The following is a 21737-nucleotide window of genomic DNA, read 5'->3' as shown; positions in this document are numbered from 1 at the left end:
TAAGAAACTCGTTTCTTTTATACACTCTTTTTAAAGATATACAATCTATGTTTCTATGTGTTAAATAGTTTTTTTTGTTTCATCGCTTCTTTTTTATATTTTTAACAGTCATATTTTTTTTAAATCAATTTAAATAGATTTAAAAACTGTTATTATTCGTAACAAAAGAAAAAATACGCTTTCATTTTTTGCCGATAAATGGTACATTAGCCAAAAATCCAATTCACCTTATGCTAGAGCAAAATCAATATACCGAAGATAATATCCGATCACTCGATTGGAAAGAACATATCCGTATGCGTCCGGGAATGTATATCGGAAAACTTGGAGACGGTTCTTCACCAGATGATGGTATTTATATTTTATTAAAAGAGGTTTTAGATAACTGTATCGATGAGTTCGTTATGGGCTCTGGAAAAACTATTGAAGTGACTATCAAAGATAAAACGGTTTCGGTTCGTGATTACGGACGTGGAATTCCGTTAGGAAAAGTCGTTGACGTAGTTTCGAAAATGAATACGGGTGGAAAGTACGATTCAAAAGCTTTCCAAAAATCAGTTGGTTTGAACGGTGTCGGAACAAAAGCAGTTAATGCACTTTCTAATTATTTTAGAGTAGAATCGGTTCGTGAAGACAAACAAAAAGCCGCAGAGTTTTCTGCAGGAAATTTAGTTTCAGAAGAAGATATCGTTGAAACTACAAAACGTAAGGGAACAAAAGTAACTTTTACGCCAGACGAAACGATTTTCAAAAACTATAAATTCCGTTTAGAATATGTAATCAAAATGGTCAAAAACTATTGTTATTTGAACAATGGTTTGACAATTATTTTCAACGGAGAAAAATATTATTCAGAAAACGGACTTCGTGATTTGTTAGAAGAAACAATCAGCGAAGAAGATTTAGAATACCCAATTATCCACTTAAAAGAGCACGATATCGAAGTTGCGCTTACGCACAGTAAAACGCAATATAGTGAAGAATACCACTCTTTTGTAAATGGTCAAAATACAACACAAGGAGGAACGCACTTAGCTGCTTACCGTGAAGCCGTTGTAAAAACGATTCGTGAGTTTTACAATAAGAATTTCGAAGCATCAGACGTTCGTAAATCGATTGTAAGTGCAATTAGTATTAAAGTAATGGAACCGGTTTTTGAGTCTCAGACTAAAACAAAATTAGGTTCTACAGATATGGGTTCTGATGATGGAACACCTGCAGTTTCTGTTCGTACTTTCGTAAACGATTTTATCAAAACAAAACTGGATAATTATCTGCATAAAAACCCAGCAACTGCTGAGGCTTTATTGCGTAAAATTCTTCAAGCAGAACGCGAGCGTAAAGAATTATCAGGAATTAGAAAACTGGCTACAGATCGCGCTAAAAAAGCCAATCTTCACAATAAAAAATTAAGAGATTGCAGGGCGCATCTTCCTGATACCAAAAACCCAAGAAACTTAGAAAGTACGCTTTTTATTACCGAGGGAGATTCGGCTTCTGGATCGATTACAAAGTCGCGTGACGTAAATACGCAAGCCGTTTTCAGTTTACGTGGTAAGCCTTTGAATTCATACGGAATGACGAAGAAAATTGTGTATGAAAATGAAGAATTCAACTTATTGCAGGCAGCGCTTGATATCGAAGACGGATTAGAGAAACTACGTTATAACAACATCGTAATCGCAACTGATGCCGATGTCGATGGAATGCACATTCGTCTGCTTTTAATAACGTTCTTTTTGCAGTTTTTCCCAGAATTAATCAAAGAAGGGCATTTGTATATTTTGCAAACACCGCTTTTCAGGGTTCGAAACAAAAAAGAAACCATTTACTGTTATTCTGAAGAAGAAAGAAAAGACGCCATCGAAAAATTAAAACCAAAACCAGAAATCACTCGATTTAAAGGTTTGGGAGAAATTTCGCCAGATGAGTTCAAGAACTTTATTGGAGATACGATTCGCCTTGATCCGGTTATGATGGATAAACATACTTCAATCGAGCAGTTATTGTCTTTCTATATGGGGAAAAACACACCAGATAGACAAGAGTTTATTATCAAGAACTTGAAAGTTGAGATTGATGAGCTTGAGGAAGCTTAAAATTTAAATAAAAAAAAGTGCCAGACGGTCTGCAAAATAAAGTTATTTTCCAACAAGTTGTCGAGTTATTGCAAAATGCCCGACAACAGGTTTTGCGTACTGTAAATTCAACAATGACAATTACTTATTTTGAAATTGGTAGAATTATTGTTGAAGAAGAGCAAAATGGGAAAGATCGTGCAGGATATGGAAAGCAACTGCTAAAGACGCTTTCTAAACAATTAACAAAAGAATTTGGGAGAGGCTTTTCTATTGATAATTTGGAAAATATGAGGAAGCTCTTTTTGACTTTCTCAAAATCCGAGACATTGTCTAGGATTTTGGAAATTCAAAAAATACAGTCGGTGACTGCGGAATTCGAATCTCAAAAAACGCAGTCAGTGTCTGCGGAATTCAATAAACTAGATTATCAAACTTTATCTTCATTTTTTAAATTGAGTTTTAGTCATTATATTTTTTTAATGAGAATTGATGATGAAAAAGAAAGGCGCTTTTACAAAATAGAATCTGAAAAAAATAATTGGAGCGTCCGTGAATTAAAACGCCAGTATGATACTGCACTTTACGCAAGATTAGCTTTAAGCAGAGATAAAGAAGGAGTTCTAGAACTTTCGGAAAAAGGTCAAATTATTGAAAAGCCAAAAGATTTAATTAAAGATCCTTATATACTTGAATTTTTAGGATTACCAGAACTACATCAATATTCAGAATCGCAATTAGAAGAAGAAATAATTAATAAATTAGAACATTTCTTATTAGAATTAGGTCATGGTTTTACATTTGTTGGGAGACAGCAAAGAATTACTTTTGATGATAAACATTTTAGAATTGATTTGGTTTTTTATAATAGGATATTGAAATGTTTTGTACTTATCGACCTTAAAATCGGAGAATTAAAACATCAAGATTTAGGTCAAATGCAAATGTATGTGAACTATTACGACAGAGAAATGCGATTGGAAGATGAGAATAAAACTATCGGAATTGTACTTTGTCAAAATAAAAGTGAAGCTGTAGTAAAATATACTTTGCCAGAAAATAATGAACAGATTTTTGCAAGTAAATATAAAACCGTTTTACCAAGTGTTGAAGTTTTAAAAGAACTTCTAGAAAACAAATAAAATTATAATTAGATATAATTAAATGAAAGACGAAGAAGACGATAACATAATTCCAAACGACGACGAGAATAATCAAGATGAAAACCTGATGGATGACAATCAGGATGGAGATGACGATGAGATTATCGATGTAGATGCTAAGCATTTTGAAGGACAGCATTTTTACGAAAATCAGGAAGAAGAAGGCGAGGACGTTATTACCAAAGTAACGGGAATGTACAAGGACTGGTTTTTGGATTATGCTTCGTATGTAATTCTGGAACGTGCAGTTCCTGCTATCGAGGACGGATTCAAACCTGTTCAGCGTCGTATTATGCACTCTTTAAAAGAGTTGGATGATGGTCGTTATAACAAAGTTGCCAATGTTGTAGGTCACACAATGCAGTATCACCCACACGGAGATGCGAGTATTGGTGACGCTATGGTGCAAATTGGTCAAAAAGACTTATTGATTGACTGTCAAGGAAACTGGGGAAATATTTTAACGGGTGACGGAGCAGCGGCTTCGCGTTATATTGAGGCACGTTTATCTAAATTTGCTTTAGAGGTTTTATATTCTCCAAAAATCACCGATTGGGGCGTTTCGTACGATGGTCGTCGTGCAGAACCAAACAATCTCCCAGTAAAATTTCCATTGCTTTTGGCTCAAGGAGCAGAAGGTATTGCGGTAGGTCTGTCAACAAAAGTTTTACCGCATAACTTCAATGAATTAATTGATGCTTCGATTAAAATTTTAAAAGGAAAGTCGTTTACGCTTTATCCTGATTTTATGACGCAGGGTATTGCCGATGTTTCTAATTACAATGACGGAATGCGTGGCGGACGTGTGCGTGTGCGTGCTAAAATTTCGCAATTAGACAAAAATACTTTGGTTATTACGCAGATTCCGTTTTCTACCAATACATCGAGTTTAATTGACAGTATTTTGAAAGCCAATGATAAGGGAAAAATCAAAATCAAGAAAATTGAAGACAACACCGCTGCTGACGTTGAGATTTTAATTCACCTTTTTCCAGGAGTTTCTCCAGATAAAACAATCGACGCATTGTTTGCATTCACGGCTTGCGAAACATCCGTTGCGCCTTTAGGTTGTGTTATTGAAGACAATAAGCCGTTGTTTATTGGAGTTTCTGAAATGTTGAAAATTTCAACGCACAGAACGGTCGATTTACTTCGTCAGGAATTAGAAATTCAGTTAGAAGAATTAAAAAATAAGTGGCATTTCTCAACTTTAGAAAAAATATTCATTCGTGAAGAAATGTATATTGACTTCAAATTGTACGGAGACAGAGAATCGCTTTATAAATATTTATACGATCGTTTTGAGCCTTTCAAAAAGTCATTTGTCAGAGAAATTAATGACGATGATTTACAACGTTTGACTCAAATTCCGATGATTCGTATTACACGTTTCGACTCTGATAAAGCTGATGATTTAATTGCTAAGTTAGAAGATGAAATGAAAGAAGTTGAGCATAATTTGGAGCATCTAACAGATTTTGCGATTACTTATTTTACCAAATTAAAAGAGAAATACGGAAAAGGCCGCGAACGTCAAACAGAACTTCGTGTTTTTGATAACGTTGAAGCTACAAAAGTGGTTTTACGTAACACAAAATTATACGTAAACCGCGAAGAAGGTTTTGTTGGAACGAGTTTAAAGAAAGACGAATATGTAGGTGATTGTTCTGATATTGATGATGTTATCGTGTTTTTGCGAGATGGAACATTAATGATAACAAAAGTAGATGCCAAAACTTTTATTGGAAAAGACATTATACACGCCGCAGTTTTCGATAAAAACGATAAACGTACTATTTACAATATGATGTACCGTGATGGGAAATCGGGTCCTTCGTATATAAAACGTTTTAATGTTACTGGAGTAACGCGCGATAAAGCTTACGATCTGACTAACGGTACAAATGGTTCTCAAGTGGTTTATTTTTCACACAATCCAAATGGAGAAGCTGAGGTTGTCACCATTTTATTGCGTCAGGTTGGGACAATTAAGAAATTGAAATTTGATATTGATTTTGCAAAACTGGCTATTAAAGGTCGTGCATCAAAAGGTAATTTGGTTACCAAATACCCAATCAAGAAAATCGAATTAAAAGAAAAAGGGATTTCGACTTTATTGCCGAGAAAAGTTTGGTTTGATGATACGGTAAAACGTTTGAATGTTGACGCAAGAGGAGAATTGCTGGGCGAGTTTAAACCTAGCGATAAAATTCTGGTAATCAGTCAAAGTGGAAAATTAAAGGTTATTATTCCGGAATTATCTACTCATTTTGAAGAAGATATGATTGTTTTGGAAAAATGGAAACCTAAAAAACCAATTTCAGCGATTTATTATGATGGAGAAAAAGAGCGTTATTTCTTGAAACGTTTTCTTGTTGAAAATGAAGGCAAGGAAGAAAGCTTTATCACAGACCACCCGAATTCGCAATTAGAAATTGTATCAACAGATTATCGACCAGTTGCACAATTGGTTTTTGCCAAAGTTAAAGGTGTTCAAAAAGATGATTTGCATATTGATGTCGAGGATTTTATAGCTGTAAAAGGATTTAAAGCTTTAGGAAATCAGTTGACAACCGATAAACTAAAACAAGTTAATTTGCTGGAACCGCTTCCGTACGAAGAACCAGTTGAGGAAGTTCCTGAAAAACCAGAAATATCAGAGGATGATTCTGTAGAAACAGAATTAGATGACGATGGTCAAATTGGTTTGGTTTTAGAATAATAGAATAAAAAACGCTAAGATTTATTTCTTAGCGTTTTTTTTTTGTGTTTGAAAATCTAATTTTTAGATAAAGAAGCAACTTCTTCTTTGATCCATTTTATTTCATTATTTTCAATATGGACAGAAATAATGTCGCCATCTTTAATTTCTCCAGAGATTATTTTTTTTGCCAATGGTCTTCTTAAATGACTTCTGATAATGCTTTTTATAGGTCTTGCACCATATTTAGCATTATATCCATTTTCAGCAAGATATAGTTTTGCTTCCATCGGAATATCAACTTGAATATTGATGTTTTTCAATAAATCGGTAAATTCTTTTTTCAGATGAATTTCAAATATTTTTAGCGCATTTTCCTTACTGATAGGAGCAAAAGGTACGATTTCAGTTAAACGCCCTAAAAACTCTGGACGAAAATAATTTCCCATGATTTCCATTAATGAACTTGAATTTGGAATTTTACCTAGATTGAAAGTATTAACAATATGATCTGCGCCAATATTTGAAGTAAAAAGAATAATTGCATTCGAAAAATCACCTTCCTTTCCTAAACGATCATGAAGTTTTCCTTCGTCCATAATTTGCAGAAAAACATCAAAAACAGATGGATGCGCTTTTTCAATTTCATCAAATAAAACAATGGAATATGGCTTTTGTCTGATTTTGTTTACCAAGAGTCCGCCTTCTTCATAACCTACATATCCGGGAGGCGCACCATGAGTTGCTTCAAAATGTACTTGATTTGATAAAGGATGAAAGTTCATCATTTGCGGGCGTTGGTAAGGAATTTATGAATACTTCACTCGTACAGATTAATCAATTATTAGCTTCTGTTGATCAACAAGCTAAAGAAAGCAGCTTTTTAAAAAATAATGATCCGTATTTAATGATTAAACCTAAAATTGATAAAAGTACAGAAAATACATTTGTAATAAATTATTGGTCAACTTGTGCGGAAGAAGGCAACGATATTAAGGCAGGAACTGTTTTAGAATCTAAAAATGATTTATTTTTTATTAGCAAAACGGTCACCTTAATGACCAATACTGTTGGAGGATTAAACAAACAAAATAATAAAGATCGAATTCTGGCATATAGAAATGCACTGCTGACAAGAGGTAGAATTGTAACTTTTGCCGACATCAAAGCATTTGGATTTAATCATTTTAAAAATTCAATTGAAGAAATTAAAATTGAAAAAGGAACGCGAAAAGAAATTTCTGTAAAAGCCGGTTTCAGCCGAACGGTGGATATTTTTATAAAGACAAATTCAGAAGAAAAAAAGCATTTGTCAAATTCAGAATGGGATTATTTGTGTGACAGTTTTATGAAAAATTTGAAAAGTCGATCATCAAATGTATTTCCGTATCGCTTATTTATCGATAATTAGAAAATGAAAAACTTGGCTTTTACCGGCCAAGTTTTCTATTTAAAAAGAGAATTCAAATTAATCTCTTTTTTCTCTTTCAGCTTTTTTATAATTTTCAAGAAAGCAATTGCGGTTATATAAGCATCGCCCAAAGCCGTGTGTCTGTCTTTTTTAGAAATATCAAATTTATCCGCTAGATCGTCTAAAGTATAATGATCTTTTCGCTCAAACAAATGCGATTTGATTAGTGTCTTTTTATATAAAATCGCTGTATCTAATCTTTTGTTGGTCAATTCAGGCAAACCATTTCTTTCAAGAGCTTTATTAATCATTGTAACATCAAAAACAGTATGATGTGCAATAATGACAGCATCGCCAAGAAAAGATAAAAATTGTTCTAAAGCCTCTAATTCTGTTGGGCGCTGAACAACAAAAGCTTTTAAAATTCCATGAATTTGAGCTGTTGACTTGTCGTAGTGATCTTGTTTAACGTACACTTCAAAACTATTTTGGATCGCAATGATTCCGTTTTGTAAAACAAGAGCACCAATGCATAAAATACGATCATTTTCATAATCAAATCCTGTGGTTTCTGTGTCTAAAACAACAAATCGGGTGTTTTCGATCGTAACACTTTCATCAAAAAGATTCTCTTCTTTTTTGAAAAAATTAAATAAACTCATGATTATACCAGATTTGAAACGTTAAAACGAACAGAAATTAATTCCTGAAGTTCTTTTATAGTTTTAAAAGTTCGCTTTAATTTAATTTTTTCCATTTTAGACAATGTTTCCAAAGCAATAAACTGACCAGAATCATGATGTAAAAGCCCTTGTTTGGTTCTAAATTTCAACAAAGCTTTGAATGAGTAGGAACATGACAAATACAATTCTCTGTTATTAGGTTCCAATTCGGCTAATTTTTCGAATCTTTCCGCGGTATTGCTGATTGATTTAACGGAATGTGATAAAATCAAAACTCGGGCGGCATCAGTAAGTGGCATCAATGCACGTCGTTTAATGTCGAAATTATCTTTGTTGGCGCCATCTTGCTCAACTAAAAATTGTCTAAAGAAACCCGTAGGAGAGGGGCTTTGCAATGCACCACTTACTAAATGCATATAAAAAATCGGATTTGCTTTTACGTTTTCAAAAATAGAATCAGATAGTTGACTAACAATTTCAGAATCGCCATACGTTTTGCTGTAATCAAAGAAAATGAAAGAAAGCAGAACTTCGTTTTTCCCCGGATTTGTAATCCAATGATGTACCTGGCTCTTCCATTCGTCCAAGCTCATGCACCATTTTGGACTAGAAGCCATCATTTCGGCAGGACAATAATCGTAGCCAATATCAAAAAGTCCTTTGTTCACAAGAGAAGCAAACTTTAAAAAATAGATTTTCGTTTCATCCTTAAAAACTTCCGAAACATTTTCATAAACAATTGCATTATCCTGATCAGTATGCAACATTTGTTCACCTCTTCCTTGACTTCCAAGCGCCAGCCATGCAAATTTCACTGGAGGCGGACTGCTCATTTTTTCCAAACAAATTTCGATTACACGGGTGGTACAAGCTTCATTTAGCTCAGTTATGATTTTAGAAATCAGCGTCATCGGGATATTTTGGTCTAAATATCCCTGAAGCAATTGCATGATTCTGTTTCTTATTGGTTTTATTTCCTTTGTTTTCTTCGCTCTTTTTAATGCTTTAATCAAAACCGCCGGATTATTTCCTAACGCAACCATTACATCATGTTTGGATAAAATTCCAACCGCTTTTGTGTTGACAGTACCATCTTTAGTTAAACATAAATGGCTGATATTGCTCTTCATCATTGCCATTTGTGCTTCGGTAACCGTCATTTTTTTAGGATACGTGATAACCGGTTTCGTCATAATGGTTTCAGCAGTTGTCATGATCGAATAATCGCCGGTAACAATTTTATTTCGAAGATCTTTATCCGTCAAAATACCAATTGGGAGCATTTCGTCCACAATTAAAATTGCCCCAACTTTTTTCTTGTTCATGATTTTGGCAACCTCTTTTGCGGTTGTCGAAGGACTGCAAGTCACAATCTTTTTTGAATATTTTATCGGCGTTAGATCAAAAGAATCGTTATTAGAATGCCTGTTTTCATTCAATAAATCGTCATCGCCATACAATTTATCTTTATGAATGTCTGAGTACGGATTTCTGGTGTTCGAAGCATAACTTTCGATCAAGAAATTACCAATATTTCTATTTTCAAGCGCGTAAGGTTTAAAAACCGCAATCGGAATTGCATATAAAATGCTTTCTTCATGCGCCACAGCTTCCATGATATAATTTTCCTGTGCCAAAAGCGGACGCAGTCCAAAAATATCGCCTTCATCACACATGTCTAAAACCGTATTTTTTGTGCTTTTTTTAAGTGCAACCGCCCCTTTATGAACAACATAGAACGAATCATGAGTTTTATCGTTTTCGGCAAAAATCACAGCATCTTTTTCTTTGTAAACGATAGAAATCTGCTCAGAAAGTTTTTCCAAATCCATTTTATGTAAAAAATTAAAGGGAGGAAAATCCTTTAAAAAGTCGGCAACTCGCTGTGAAATGGTATTTTTCATTTGGTTAGATTAAAGTTCTAAAATACTATTTAAAAACATAAACGTAAAATAAACACGTTTCTTTTTTAGGAACAAAGGAGCAAAGTGCCAAAGTTTTGTTGAATGGTAAAAGAATTTGACTTTGTGGCTTCGTAGCATAAAAAAAGCCCCAATCTGGGACTTTGACTTTTTACTCAACTTTGAAAACCTTGCCACGTTGTTTTTCTTCAGAACCAACCAAGCCATATTCAAACGTATAAGAATCTTTAGAAGTTGTTAAGATTTTCATACTGATTGCTTTTTCTTCGGCCATATTTTTTGGGTGTTTTTTCTGCAAAACATATTCGCAGTCGCTAACCCAGCGCACGGTTGCAGTATCCGTTTTTCTTTCAAAAGTTTCGATTTCAATACTGTCTTTGCGTTCAAAGAAAGTCGTTTTTTTTACGCCGTTTACTTCAGTTTCAAACTTGAATTTCCCATTTTTAAAATCTGTGCAGTTGTGTTCGGCATTGTAACACGATGCTAATGCAATCAACGGAAGAAGGAATAGTATTTTTTTCATTTTAAATTATGTTGTTTTTTTAGGAGCTTATTCCTGCTTTTCATTACAATCTTTTTGCTTTTAAAGAAAAAACAAAAAGGATTTCTCCCGAAGCTTCGGGACAATCAGGGCTATAAATATTCCGGATAAATTAGAACTAGTAGAATAATAAGGGCAAAAATAATATTGATGAAGCAAAGAAAAAACAAATTTCGTCTTCGGTTTTTATCAGCTTGCTCATCTGATAATTTTGTTCGGCAGAATTTAATCAAAATCCAATAACAAAGTCCGCCTAAATCAGAATGAAATTCTATCACTTCAATCGTTTTAATTCATCGTCAGTAAAGTTCTTAATTTCTTTTTCTTTGGCAAACTTTTCAGCATTATAATTTCCCGATTTATTCTTCGGAATCGACAAGCTGTTCCATTCGCTGTTTTTCAATTGTTTGGCATAAAAAACAATCTGCCCGATATGATATGGATAATGTGCCAATTGTCTGTTTATGGCTTCAATAACCGTATGACCTTCATTTCGAATATAAATAATATCTGAAAGCTGTTCAGGTTTTAAGCTTTCCAACGCATTTTCTAGACAATTCCAGCCTTTGTTCCAGATTTCTAAAACTTCTTCTTTCGATTGCAAATCATTTTCAAATTCAGCGTCACGGTTTCGCCATTCTTTCTCTCCATCAGAAGTTAAAAAATCCGTCCAGCGCGAAAGCATATTGCCTGAAATGTGTTTTATAATCGTCGCAATACTGTTCGTGTCATCATTGGTTTCAACAAAAAGCTGTTCAGGTTCTAATTGATTTATAGCCTTTTCGCCAAGTGTTTTATAATATAAAAATTGCTTTTTTACACTCTCTAAATAAGATTCATCAGTTTTCATAAGCTTGAATTATTATTTGGTATAAATTCAGTAACTATTATAGTTTTGATCTTAAAAATTCGTGAATTCGTGGCTAAAAATTAAACGATTTTAATATCATATTTATCTAAAAGCCCAACAATTCCATCATTTGAGAATTGTGCTTTTCGCATCGGATTAAATTCGGGATCGATTTTATAATTGTAGGCTGTTTTAAAATTAACTCCTGCTAATTGAGTTTCATTAAATATAGCGCCTTCAAGATTGCAATTGTCAAAAACAGAACTTGTTAGATTAGTTCCAATAAAAGTCACTTCGCGAACTGATGAATTGATAAACTTGGTTTTTGGCATTTTTTTGTTCGAAAATATAGCATAATCCAAAGTACATTCCTCAAAATGAACTTGAAATAAAAAATCGTCACATTCATTAAAAGCGATTCCAAGAAGCTTGCAGTTTCTAAAAGTGATATTTTTTAGGCTTGTTCCCGCCAAACTTGTCATCGATAAGTTGCAGTCAATAAATTCGCAGTCTAAAAATGAATTGGAATTAAAATTACTGTTTGAGAAGTCACAGTTTTTAAAAACACAATCTTCAAACTCTCGATTGTTTATTTTTTTGTCGATGTAAATAACCTTCTCGAATGTTTTCTGAATGTGAATTATGTCTTCCATCTTTAATGTTGGATAAAAATAAGTTTTTGTTTTTTTTAAAGGCTTTAATATTAAACTTAACAGCTAAACATTAGTCATTAAACAAGCCTTTCATAATGATTTTCAGTCCTAAAAAAATCAAAACCATAGAACTCAAACAAGCCACAATTCCAATTCCTAAAACCAAATAATGCCAGTTTGTATGCTGATTCATAAAAGCATTATAAATCATTGATGGACCAATAAACATTAAAGGCAATGCACCAGTCATGTATTTAATTCCTTTCCCTAGTAATTGTTTATTTGTTGCCATTTTTTTTGTTTCAGTTTTTTTGTTTCAGGTTTCAAGTTTTTTTGTTATTTCGAGGGACGAGAAATCACACTAGAAATTCCGCAAAGTACATAGCCCATCTTTGTCGATTTACGAGTGTGATTTCTCGTCCCTCGAAATGACAAACAGTATGTATAAAAACCTTTTACTTATTATAATTGTCAACGGCATTTCTCACGCTGCCGTATTTTTTTAATAATTCTGAAGCTTCGTCATACGAAACAGGAATTTCTTCCATAATCATTTTAACGCCTCGATCTACCAGTTTTACATTGCTCAATTGCATATCGACCATTTTATTTCCTCTCACTTTTCCAAGCTGAATCATCGCTGCAGTCGAAATCATGTTTAAAACCAGTTTTTGAGCCGTTCCAGCTTTCATCCTAGAACTACCAGTTATAAATTCTGGTCCTACAACCACTTCAATAGGAAATTGAGCTGTCAATGCCAATGGGCTTCCTGCATTACAGGTAATGCAGCCTGTAATAATATTATTTTGATTACAAGCTTCTAAACCACTGATAACATATGGAGTTGTCCCTGATGCAGCAATACCAATTACTACATCATTAGAGTCAATTTTATATTTTTGAAGATCAATCCACGCGTTTGTGGTACTGTCTTCCGCATTTTCTACTGCACGGCGAATTGCAGTGTCGCCACCGGCAATAATTCCGTTAACTAAATCAAAAGGAACGCCAAATGTTGGCGGACATTCTGAAGCATCAACCACACCAAGTCGGCCTGAGGTTCCGGCTCCAATATAAAACAATCTGCCTCCTAATTTTAGTTTAGCAACTATTTGCGGAATCAAAGCTTCTATTTGAGGCAATGCTTTTTCGACCGCATAAGGAACGGTTTTGTCTTCTTGGTTAATATTTGATAATAATTCATGAACAGACATTTTCTCTAAATGTTCATACTTTGATGCTTGTTCAGTAGTTTTGGTAAATGTCATTTTATCATTGTTTAGACGGATCAAAATTAATCTTTTTTCTCTCAATCTCGAAATTTGTTGCACAAACTCACAAAGATTTAAGGTTTTGTTTAGTCTGACGTGAATACTTTGTTACATCTTTGTTAAAAGAACTAAAATATTATATTTGTTAAAACATTAAAAAGATAGATGGATAAGTTAGTTTTTTTGGATGGCGTTGCTCGTATTGCTGTTTTTATTTCGTTACTGCTGGCACTTTTTTTACTTACTGTAAAAACAGAAAATAAATTAGCAAATCGATTATTCGCTTGTTTCATAACTTTTTCAGCTATTGATTTCAGTGGTCTTCTTGATTTTTCATTTCCAGCTGAATTCGTTTACTTGACGATTTTGAGAAGCACATTTTGTTTGCTAGAAATGCCTTTGATTTACTTGTACGTTTTGGCAGTCTGTTATTCTGATTTTCGATTAAAATGGAAACATTTAGTATATACAACTCCATTTGTCGTAATGAATTTAGTTTTGACGCCTAGATTTTATTTAAAATCAGGTTTTGAGAAACAACAATTTTTAGCGAATTTCAGTAATATGCCTGAAGTGTATTTTTTTCAGATTTTAATCGAATGTCAATATTGGTTTTATATTGTCAGCATATTTTTGATTTTAAGAAAATACAAGAAAATCTATCTCGAAAACTATACAAATCCGAGTGCTTCTACGTACAAATGGCTTTTTCAAATGAATTGTGTTTTTGTTGTAATGCATTCAATTACAGCTTCAAAGAATTTGTTGCGTTATACGGCTTCCAGAGATACTTTTCTTTGGGGTAATGTTCTTATGGTGATTATGGCTTTATCTGTAATATGCTGGTTTGTAATGAAAGCATTAAATCATCCAGAACTTTTTAGAGGAATTAACTCTAGATTAAAACTAACAAAAGATATTTTGCCGGAAATTGAAGAAAAAGAGCCATCGACAACTGTTGAAAATCATTTAGTTTCTGAACAAATACTGGCATTAAAACAATATATGAAGGAGAAAGAACCTTTTCTAGATCCGTCGCTCACTATTCAGGAATTGGCCAATCAAATTGATATTCCAGTTCGAGATTTGTCTGTTTTGATTAATCATAAAATGGATCAGCATTTTTTTGATTTTGTAAATGAATATCGTATCCAAAAAGCAATGGACATTTTGAAAGACGAGTCTAAAAGTCAGCTTACAGTTTTGGAAATTTTATATGAAGTTGGTTTTAACTCCAAATCTTCGTTTAATACTTCCTTCAAAAAATATACAAATTTAACACCAACCGCTTTTAGAAACGCTTCATAGCTAATTGTGCTCAAAAACTAAAATAGTTATATTTGTTAAATAACCGGAAAAAACAATGGATATAGCTAGTCTTTTAAGTATTTTGAGCGGAATGTCGGTTTTTGTTTCCTTTTTACTGGCATTTTTTCTATTTACCGTAAAAACCGAAAACAAATTAGCAAACCGCCTATTTGCTTGCTACTTGTTATTTTTTGCAATTGATAATATCGGAATTTTTATAAATGAAGATTTCATCAAAAGCCATTTTAATTTCGAATTTTTCAGATGGAGCATTTGCGCTTTGATAATTCCGACTTTCTATCTGTACATAATATCAGTTTGTTTTGCTGGTTTTCGATTAAAAGCTAAACATTTGCTTCACGCTCTTCCATTTCTAATTACAAATGCAGTTTTTCTGTCCCGATTGTATTTTTTAAACAATTCAGAAAAAATGACATTTTATGAACATCGAGCTCAAATGCCTGAATTGTACGGTTTCCAGTTGATGTTAAGTGTGCAAATTGTTGTTTATAGCGTTGCTGTATTCTTGGTTTTAAAAAAGTATAAAGCGCTTTATCAGGAGAATTACGCCAATCCTAAAACCTCTATTTTTAAATGGTTGTTTCAAATATCGACGGTGCTTTTTGTTCTATATTATTTATCGATAGCTAAAAATGTTTTACGATTTGTTGATCTTGAAACATTATGGATTTGGGCAAATTTAATAATGCAGTTTTTTGTCCTATCAATAACCTGTTGGTTTGTTTTAAAGGCACTGAATCATCCAGAACTTTTTAGAGGAATCGATTCAAAATTGCAATTAGCTAGAGATATTGTTCATCAAGATGAAAATATTGTTGAAGTAAAAGAAAATCAAAATGAAACAATTTCGACTCAAATTGCTTTGCTGAAACAATATATGACAGAAAAAGAACCTTTTCTTGATCCTTCGCTTACTATTCAGGAGCTTTCAAACCAAATAAATATTCCCGTTCGGGATTTATCCATTTTGATTAATCATCATATCGATCAGCATTTTTTTGATTTTGTGAACGAATATCGCATTCAAAAAGCCATGAGTATTTTAAAAAATCCTTTGAAAAATGATTTGACCGTTCTGGAAATTTTGTACGAAGTGGGTTTTAATTCAAAATCATCATTTAATACGTATTTTAAAAAGTACACTAATTTAACGCCAACGGCATACCGAAACGCTTCATAATAAAGGCTTTGTAAAAAGTCGTACTTCAGGTGCAATAAAGTCGAACCAATTTCTTAAACAGAAAATGGTTCGACTTTTTTTGTCGGTCGCACAGGAAGATTTTCTAAGGCAACTTTGCTTCAAATTAATCGAACAAGTTAAAATTAGAAACCATGAAAAAATTAAACCTCCTTATCTTTTTAGTATTGCCATTATTTTGTTTAGCACAATCATTTCAATTAAAAGGAAAAGTTTCAAGCGAAAAATCACCTTTAGAATGGGCTGATGTTTCAATTTCAAATTCAGACGGAAAAATTATTGACGGAACAACAAGTAAACAAGACGGTAGTTTTGAAATTAATCTTAAGAAAGGAAATTATAAAATTGGAATAAGTCTTTTGGGATTTAGTGATTTCGAAAAAGAAATCTCCGTAGAAAAAGACACTGATCTAGGAATTATTGTTTTAAAGGAAAGCGAAACACAGTTAGTAGAAGTTGTGGTTCAGTCAAAAAAGAAAACAATCGAACAGAAAACAGATCGTTTGGTTTATAATCTAGAAAATAATGTAACAAACGTTGCTGGAGACGCTTTAAGCGCCATCAATACAGCACCAGGCGTTGTGGTACAAAATAATGTGATCAATATATTAGGAAAAGGAACTTCTCGCGTTATGATCGATGGAAGAATTATTGAGCTAACGGGTGAAGAATTGAATAATTTCTTGAAATCAATATCGGCAAGTGATATTAAAAATATTGAAATTATAAGCAATCCGCCAGCAAAATATGAAGCAGAAGGAACTGGCGGATTAATAAATATTATCATGAAAAAAGGTGCTCGTGATTCTTGGAAAAATACCGCTACAACTTCGTATGAGCAAAATAAGTATGGAATTTTTACTTTGAGAGATAATTTCTTTTACAACAAAAATAAGTTCCGTTTTTCTGCAAGTGTTAATGGAAAAACAGGATATAAAAACATAGAAGAAATTTCTAAAGTATATTTTGAGGACGGAATTTCTAATTTGCAAGCTGTGACAAAATTTAAAAATGAAAATCTATCAGGGAAACTAGCCTTAGATTATGATTTTTCAGAAAAAACAACGGCAGGTTTTCAGTTTATAAACGACAGAAGTAACCCTGATTTTCAATCGGATATTGTAATAGACAGATATAATACTGATAATCAATTGAAAAATTATACAGTCAATAATAGTTATGCAGACAGATCATCGGGAAGTTTAACGTATAATGCACATGTGATAACAAAACTCGATTCTTTGAACCGAAAATTATCTTTTGATGTCGATTACTTTAATTACAATTCAAAATTTGATCGCGAGTTTATTGCAAATGATTATTTAGCAGATGGAAGTTTTGTTGGTGTGAATCAATCAGGAAGAAATATCTCGAATCAGGATATTGACAATTGGAGTTTTAAGGCTGATATGGAACATCCGTTTCAAGCACTGAATTTATCGTATGGTGCAAAAATGAGTTTTACAAACAGTATAAGTGATGTGCTGTATTACAACGCAATCACTGGAACTCCGGAATTAGATCCTTTGCAGTCAAACCAATTTAAATACACCGAAAATAATCAGGCAGTTTATGTTAATGGAGATAAAAAAATCAACGAGAAATGGAATCTTCAAGTTGGATTAAGATTAGAAAATACGCAGACAAATGGTTTTTCTGCAACTTTAAATCAGGAAACGGTCAACAATTATTTGAAATTGTTTCCAACGGTTTTTGCATCTTACAAGAAAAATGACAACAATACTTTTAGTTTGAATTATGGGAAGAGAATCAACAGACCGCGTTTTGATTTATTGAATCCGTTTAGAATTTATATAAGCAGTAATAGTTATTCAGAAGGAAATCCGTTTTTACAACCTTCCTTTAGCGATAATTTTGAGTTTGCACATTCTTATAAAGAAGTTTTGAGAACGAGTGTTTCTGTAAATGCAATTACAAATGGCTACGGTGTTTTATTTACGTCCGATCCAGAAACTAATACGCAGATTGTTACACGCGAAAATTATTTTAAAAGTTTAAATTATAGTCTTGGAGAAACGTATTCAGCTACTTTTGCAGATTGGTGGTCAAGTGAAAATTCGTTATACTTTTTGGGTGCAAAAACCGAATTTATTAAAGATATAAATGCAACTCCATCAAATAGCTTGCAAATTGATTTTTCGACCAATAATACTTTTACTTTAGGAAAAAACACAAAACTTCAGATTGATTTTTCATATTCTACGCCTTATGAAAGTGGTTTGTATAAAGTAGGATATGCTTCGAGTTTTGATATTGGATTTAAACAAGATCTATTAGATAAATCGCTTCAAATTGCATTTTTAGCAAACGATATTTTTAATACATCTTATTTAAAAGGTTTTACTTCGGTTGTAAATGGTGTAAAACAAGTATATAGTAATAATGAGAGTAACCGATTTGTACGTTTGTCTGTGGTTTATAATTTTGGAAACAAAAAAATCAACGTAAAAGAACGCGCTTTTGGAAATCAGGAGGAAAAGAAGAGGGCGAATTAATTGTTAATTGTGAATTGTGAATTGTGGAACCTGAAACTTGATCCCGAAGCCTCGGGAGAAACTTGAAACTTGAAACTTTTTTCACGTGAAGGATAGGAGCGAGCTACCGAAGTAGCGCGGATAGCCCGACAGCATCACGATAAGAGGGCGAATAAGCTCAAAGTGAATTTGCCCTCTTATCGGGATGGTGGCACGTCCAGATTATAAAAAGAAAGCCAATAGAATTCCGAGAACGATCATGGAAACTTTGGCAACATTGAATTTGTGACCTTCGCTGCTTTCAAAAATAATTGTGGATGAAATATGGAATAAAATTCCGATTACAATTGCGGTTATTTCAGTGTAATAATTACTTAAAACAGCTAAATATTCAGATGCGATTGTGCCTAACGGTGTCATGATTGCAAAAGTCAGCATGAAAGCAAAAATGGCTTTTTTATTTAAGTCGGCATTGATGAAAAAGGTAGTCAGAATCACAGCAATTGGTAAATGATGAATAGCAATTCCGACCGCCAAACCTTGATGATGACTCACCGGAAAACCTTCTAAAAAGGCATGAATACACAAACTGATAAATAAAAGCCACGGAATTTGAGACATTTTTGCGTGTCCGTGAACGTGTCCGTGTTCAGCGCCTTTTGAGAAAAATTCCAAAACAATCTGGAACAAAATCCCAACCATAATAAATAACCCAATATTATGATTGTGAGATTCATAAACGTCTGGTAAAAGATGCATTACCGTTAAAGAAAGTAAAAACGAACCACTAAAAGCAAGCAGTAATTTTAAATTGGTTTTGTTTTGAGGTTTTAAAAACAAAGCCACACCATATCCTAAAAGTACAGAAATTAAGGGTAGTAAATAGTTCATTTTTTGTTTAATCGTTAATTTGTTTAATTGTTTAAGCGGTCTTTTGTCAATTTGCTCAAGCGATTAAACAAATTAACGGTTAAACAATTAAACGCTATTTAAAAATCATGATTAATCGTTCGCTTTCAGTTTTGTGGAATTTTTTCAGCTTGTAATCTCCAAAAATATCTAGGAGAAAAATTCCCGCTTCATCCATTAGTTCCTGAAAGTCTTTTAAAGTTAATGCTTTTACTTTTTCGGTAAAATGATATTTTTGACCTTGATCTTCAAAATCAATTTCTTTGAAAATATGTCCGTCTTCAACGTATCTTTTAATATGAAAATCAATGCCATCAACGGTTTTCACTTCTTCAGGAACCAAAGTTTCGATTACCTGCATCACGTTCATGAAATCAATTACAGCAAAACCGTATTCAGACAGGCTTTCTTTGATTGCTTTTAAAGTTGTTAAGTTATCATCATCACTTTCAAAATAGCCAAAACTTGTAAAAAGATTAAAAATAGCATCAAATTTTTCTTCGAAAGGTTCACGCATATCGTGCACTTTGAAATGAAGAGTTTCGTTGCTATTTTTGCTGGCTTCGGCAATACTATTTTCAGACAAATCGGCGCCTAAAACATTGAAGCCTAATTGGTTTAAATAGATAGAATGACGTCCTTTTCCGCAGGCTAAATCGAGCACTTTTGCTTTTTCAGGAAGATTGAGATAATGCGTCAAGTTGTCCATAAATATCTGCGCTTCTCGGTAATTTCTATCCTTATACAAAATATGATAATACGGAGTGTCAAACCATGATGTAAACCAATTTTTGGTGTTACGATCCTGATTAGGTGTTGATGAGTTGAGCGATTCAGACATTTATTCTATTTCAATTAATTCAAAGTCCGGCAAATTTAGTGTATTTTTGCCGGAAAATAACTATTTCGCGATGATACCTAAATAAAGGTCAACATACATTTGCGATTGGGGTTGTTTTTTAATACAAAAGTAAAGATGGAAGAAAATTTTAAAATGATAGCCAAATGTTTTTTTGGCTTTGAGGAAATATTAGAGAAGGAATTGCGTACTCTTGGCGCTCAGGATGTCGAAAAAGGCGTGAGAATGGTAAGTTTTAAAGGCGATAAGGGTTTTATGTACAAAGCCAATTTATCACTTAGAACAGCGCTTAAAGTTTTAAAGCCAATTTATTCTTTCAGGGCAAATAATGAACAGGCTTTATACAAAGGAATTTCAGGTTTGAACTGGTCAAAATATTTAAACGCCAATCAAACATTTGTAATTGATACAACGGTTCATTCGACATATTTTAATCATTCTGAGTTTGTTTCTCAAAAATGTAAAGATGCGATTGTAGATCAGTTTAGAGAAAGAACCGGACAACGACCAAGCATCGACAAACAATATCCAGATTTGCGAATTAATGTTCATATTGATAAAGATCAAGTATCGGTTTCGCTAGATACTTCGGGAAATTCACTGCACCAACGTGGTTATAGAACAGCAACGAATATTGCGCCAATTAATGAGGTTTTGGCAGCCGGAATTCTTTTATTATCAGGTTGGGATGGACAAAGCCATTTTCTTGATCCAATGTGCGGTTCAGGAACTTTTCTTGCCGAAGCGGCGATGATTGCCTGCAATATTCCGGCAAACATTAACAGAAAAGAGTTTGCTTTTGAAAAATGGAAAGACTGGGATAATGACTTGTTTGACACTATTATCGAAAGTTTGATGAAAAAAACTAGAGAATTTCACTATACAATCAAAGGTTTTGATAAAGCACCAAGTGCGGTCAGCAAAGCAAAAGATAATATCAGAAATGCCAATCTTGAGGATTATGTAACGGTTTCTGAAGATAACTTTTTTGACACCGAAAAAGAAGTAGAAGGAAAACTTCATATTGTTTTCAATCCGCCGTATGATGAGCGTTTAGATATTCATATGGAAAAATTCTATGCGAATATTGGTGATACTTTAAAGAAAAATTATCCAGGAACAAATGCTTGGTTTATCACGGCAAATCTTGAAGCACTAAAATTCGTCGGATTAAAACCTTCAAGAAAAATCAAGCTTTTCAACGGAAGCCTTGAAGCGCGTTTAGTGAAATACGAAATGTACGAAGGAAGCAAGAGAACGAAATTTCAACAATAAGGTTCTAAGATGCTAAGTTTCTAAGGGACTAAGAAATTTAGCTTGTGATATTATTAATAGAATAATTATAGGTTCAGAAATATAAGTTCAAAGAAGAGAAATCTTAGAACCTTAGCATCTCAGAACCTTAGCAACTTTAAAAAAAAATGACAAAACTACAAGTAAGAGCTTTTTTATATCAATTAGGAACATTTGCAATTTTGTTTATTGCAGGGAGGTATATTGTTGCGCAATACACTGGATTAACTGGATTTTGGATTCCGATGACATCTTTTATTGTAGCTACTTTAATTGGACCTAAATTTCAGGCTGTAAAAACCAGAGATGGCGAGAAGCTTTTTATGAAATGGATTTTCGTAAAAGGAATTAAAGAAATTGGATAAAAATTTTTATTGGCAT

At 33.2% G+C, this 21737-nt stretch carries 18 protein-coding genes and 1 pseudogene; 9 read left to right on the top strand and 10 right to left on the bottom strand.

Translation table 11 applies throughout. The annotated features are described in order from the left end of the window. Positions 1-230 precede the first annotated feature (230 nt). Genes FND99_RS06805 through FND99_RS06795 form a run of 3 tightly spaced genes read left to right on the top strand, consistent with a single transcriptional unit; the run spans position 231 to position 5963 of the window. On the top strand, positions 231-2099 hold the full coding sequence (locus tag FND99_RS06805; RefSeq protein WP_144337218.1) for a DNA topoisomerase IV subunit B: 1869 nt from the start codon (positions 231-233) through the stop codon (positions 2097-2099). 17 nt (positions 2100-2116) lie between these two features. Then, on the top strand, positions 2117-3220 hold the full coding sequence (locus tag FND99_RS06800; RefSeq protein ID WP_144337217.1) for a PDDEXK nuclease domain-containing protein: 1104 nt from the start codon (positions 2117-2119) through the stop codon (positions 3218-3220). A gap of 22 nt (positions 3221-3242) precedes the next feature. Further along, entirely contained in the window at positions 3243-5963 is a 2721-nt protein-coding gene (locus tag FND99_RS06795) for a DNA gyrase/topoisomerase IV subunit A (RefSeq protein WP_144337216.1), read from the top strand. 56 nt (positions 5964-6019) lie between these two features. Here the strand turns inward: FND99_RS06795 and FND99_RS06790 are convergent. Beyond that, positions 6020-6682 (bottom strand): annotated as a pseudogene (locus FND99_RS06790) (AAA family ATPase); the annotation flags it as partial. 23 nt (positions 6683-6705) lie between these two features. On the opposite strand from FND99_RS06790, the gene FND99_RS06785 reads away from it, so the two are divergent. Continuing rightward, the gene (locus FND99_RS06785) at positions 6706-7353 is read left to right on the top strand and encodes a hypothetical protein (RefSeq protein ID WP_246074187.1); all 648 of its coding nucleotides are present in this window, start codon (positions 6706-6708) and stop codon (positions 7351-7353) included. A 35-nt stretch (positions 7354-7388) separates the two neighbouring features. Here FND99_RS06785 and FND99_RS06780 read toward each other — a convergent pair whose 3' ends face one another. The 7 genes from FND99_RS06780 to murQ all read right to left on the bottom strand — a co-directional run bounded on the left by FND99_RS06780 (position 7389) and on the right by murQ (position 13270). Further along, a complete protein-coding gene (locus tag FND99_RS06780) occupies positions 7389-8015 on the bottom strand; it encodes a 3'-5' exonuclease (protein ID WP_144337215.1) in 627 nt (208 codons plus the stop codon). A gap of 2 nt (positions 8016-8017) precedes the next feature. Next, entirely contained in the window at positions 8018-9940 is a 1923-nt protein-coding gene (locus FND99_RS06775) for a DUF294 nucleotidyltransferase-like domain-containing protein (RefSeq protein ID WP_144337214.1), read from the bottom strand. Positions 9941-10109: 169 nt separating this feature from the next. After that, entirely contained in the window at positions 10110-10481 is a 372-nt protein-coding gene (locus FND99_RS06770) for a DNA topoisomerase IV (RefSeq protein ID WP_144337213.1), read from the bottom strand. A 292-nt stretch (positions 10482-10773) separates the two neighbouring features. Continuing rightward, entirely contained in the window at positions 10774-11349 is a 576-nt protein-coding gene (locus tag FND99_RS06765; RefSeq protein ID WP_144337212.1) for a DUF1572 family protein, read from the bottom strand. 80 nt (positions 11350-11429) lie between these two features. Next, entirely contained in the window at positions 11430-12002 is a 573-nt protein-coding gene (locus tag FND99_RS06760; RefSeq protein WP_144337211.1) for a pentapeptide repeat-containing protein, read from the bottom strand. A 70-nt stretch (positions 12003-12072) separates the two neighbouring features. Further along, positions 12073-12294 carry a DUF6095 family protein gene (locus FND99_RS06755; protein ID WP_144337210.1) on the bottom strand — a complete coding sequence of 74 codons (222 nt, stop codon included), beginning with the start codon at positions 12292-12294 and terminating at the stop codon, positions 12073-12075. A gap of 163 nt (positions 12295-12457) precedes the next feature. After that, positions 12458-13270: an N-acetylmuramic acid 6-phosphate etherase gene (gene murQ, locus FND99_RS06750; protein ID WP_144337209.1), complete on the bottom strand. Its 813-nt coding sequence runs from the start codon at positions 13268-13270 to the stop codon at positions 12458-12460. Between the two features lie 168 nt (positions 13271-13438). Between murQ and FND99_RS06745 the strand changes: the two genes are divergently transcribed. The 3 genes from FND99_RS06745 to FND99_RS06735 all read left to right on the top strand — a co-directional run bounded on the left by FND99_RS06745 (position 13439) and on the right by FND99_RS06735 (position 18316). Then, positions 13439-14581 (top strand): helix-turn-helix domain-containing protein, encoded by a 1143-nt coding sequence (locus FND99_RS06745; protein ID WP_144337208.1) that lies wholly within the window; start codon positions 13439-13441, stop codon positions 14579-14581. A gap of 55 nt (positions 14582-14636) precedes the next feature. Then, entirely contained in the window at positions 14637-15782 is a 1146-nt protein-coding gene (locus FND99_RS06740; RefSeq protein WP_144337207.1) for a helix-turn-helix domain-containing protein, read from the top strand. A 152-nt stretch (positions 15783-15934) separates the two neighbouring features. Next, positions 15935-18316 (top strand): TonB-dependent receptor domain-containing protein, encoded by a 2382-nt coding sequence (locus FND99_RS06735; protein ID WP_144337206.1) that lies wholly within the window; start codon positions 15935-15937, stop codon positions 18314-18316. 201 nt (positions 18317-18517) lie between these two features. Here the strand turns inward: FND99_RS06735 and FND99_RS06730 are convergent, their stop codons facing one another. Together FND99_RS06730 and FND99_RS06725 are read right to left on the bottom strand one after the other, a co-directional pair. After that, the gene (locus tag FND99_RS06730; protein WP_144337205.1) at positions 18518-19186 is read right to left on the bottom strand and encodes a ZIP family metal transporter; all 669 of its coding nucleotides are present in this window, start codon (positions 19184-19186) and stop codon (positions 18518-18520) included. Between the two features lie 94 nt (positions 19187-19280). Further along, positions 19281-20045, bottom strand: coding sequence for a class I SAM-dependent methyltransferase (locus FND99_RS06725; RefSeq protein ID WP_144337204.1), 765 nt, complete (start codon positions 20043-20045; stop codon positions 19281-19283). 135 nt (positions 20046-20180) lie between these two features. Here FND99_RS06725 and FND99_RS06720 point away from each other — a divergent pair, with 135 nt between their 5' ends. Together FND99_RS06720 and FND99_RS06715 are read left to right on the top strand one after the other, a co-directional pair. Then, entirely contained in the window at positions 20181-21338 is a 1158-nt protein-coding gene (locus FND99_RS06720; protein WP_144337203.1) for a THUMP domain-containing class I SAM-dependent RNA methyltransferase, read from the top strand. Positions 21339-21484: 146 nt separating this feature from the next. Beyond that, positions 21485-21721: a hypothetical protein gene (locus FND99_RS06715; protein WP_144337202.1), complete on the top strand. Its 237-nt coding sequence runs from the start codon at positions 21485-21487 to the stop codon at positions 21719-21721. The last annotated feature ends 16 nt before the right edge of the window (positions 21722-21737 follow it).

The sequence above is a fragment of the Flavobacterium daemonense genome, from assembly GCF_007341385.1.
Taxonomy (GTDB): domain Bacteria; phylum Bacteroidota; class Bacteroidia; order Flavobacteriales; family Flavobacteriaceae; genus Flavobacterium; species Flavobacterium daemonense.
Note: the sequence above shows the minus strand (reverse complement) of the source record. Positions and strands in the feature narration are given on the sequence as shown.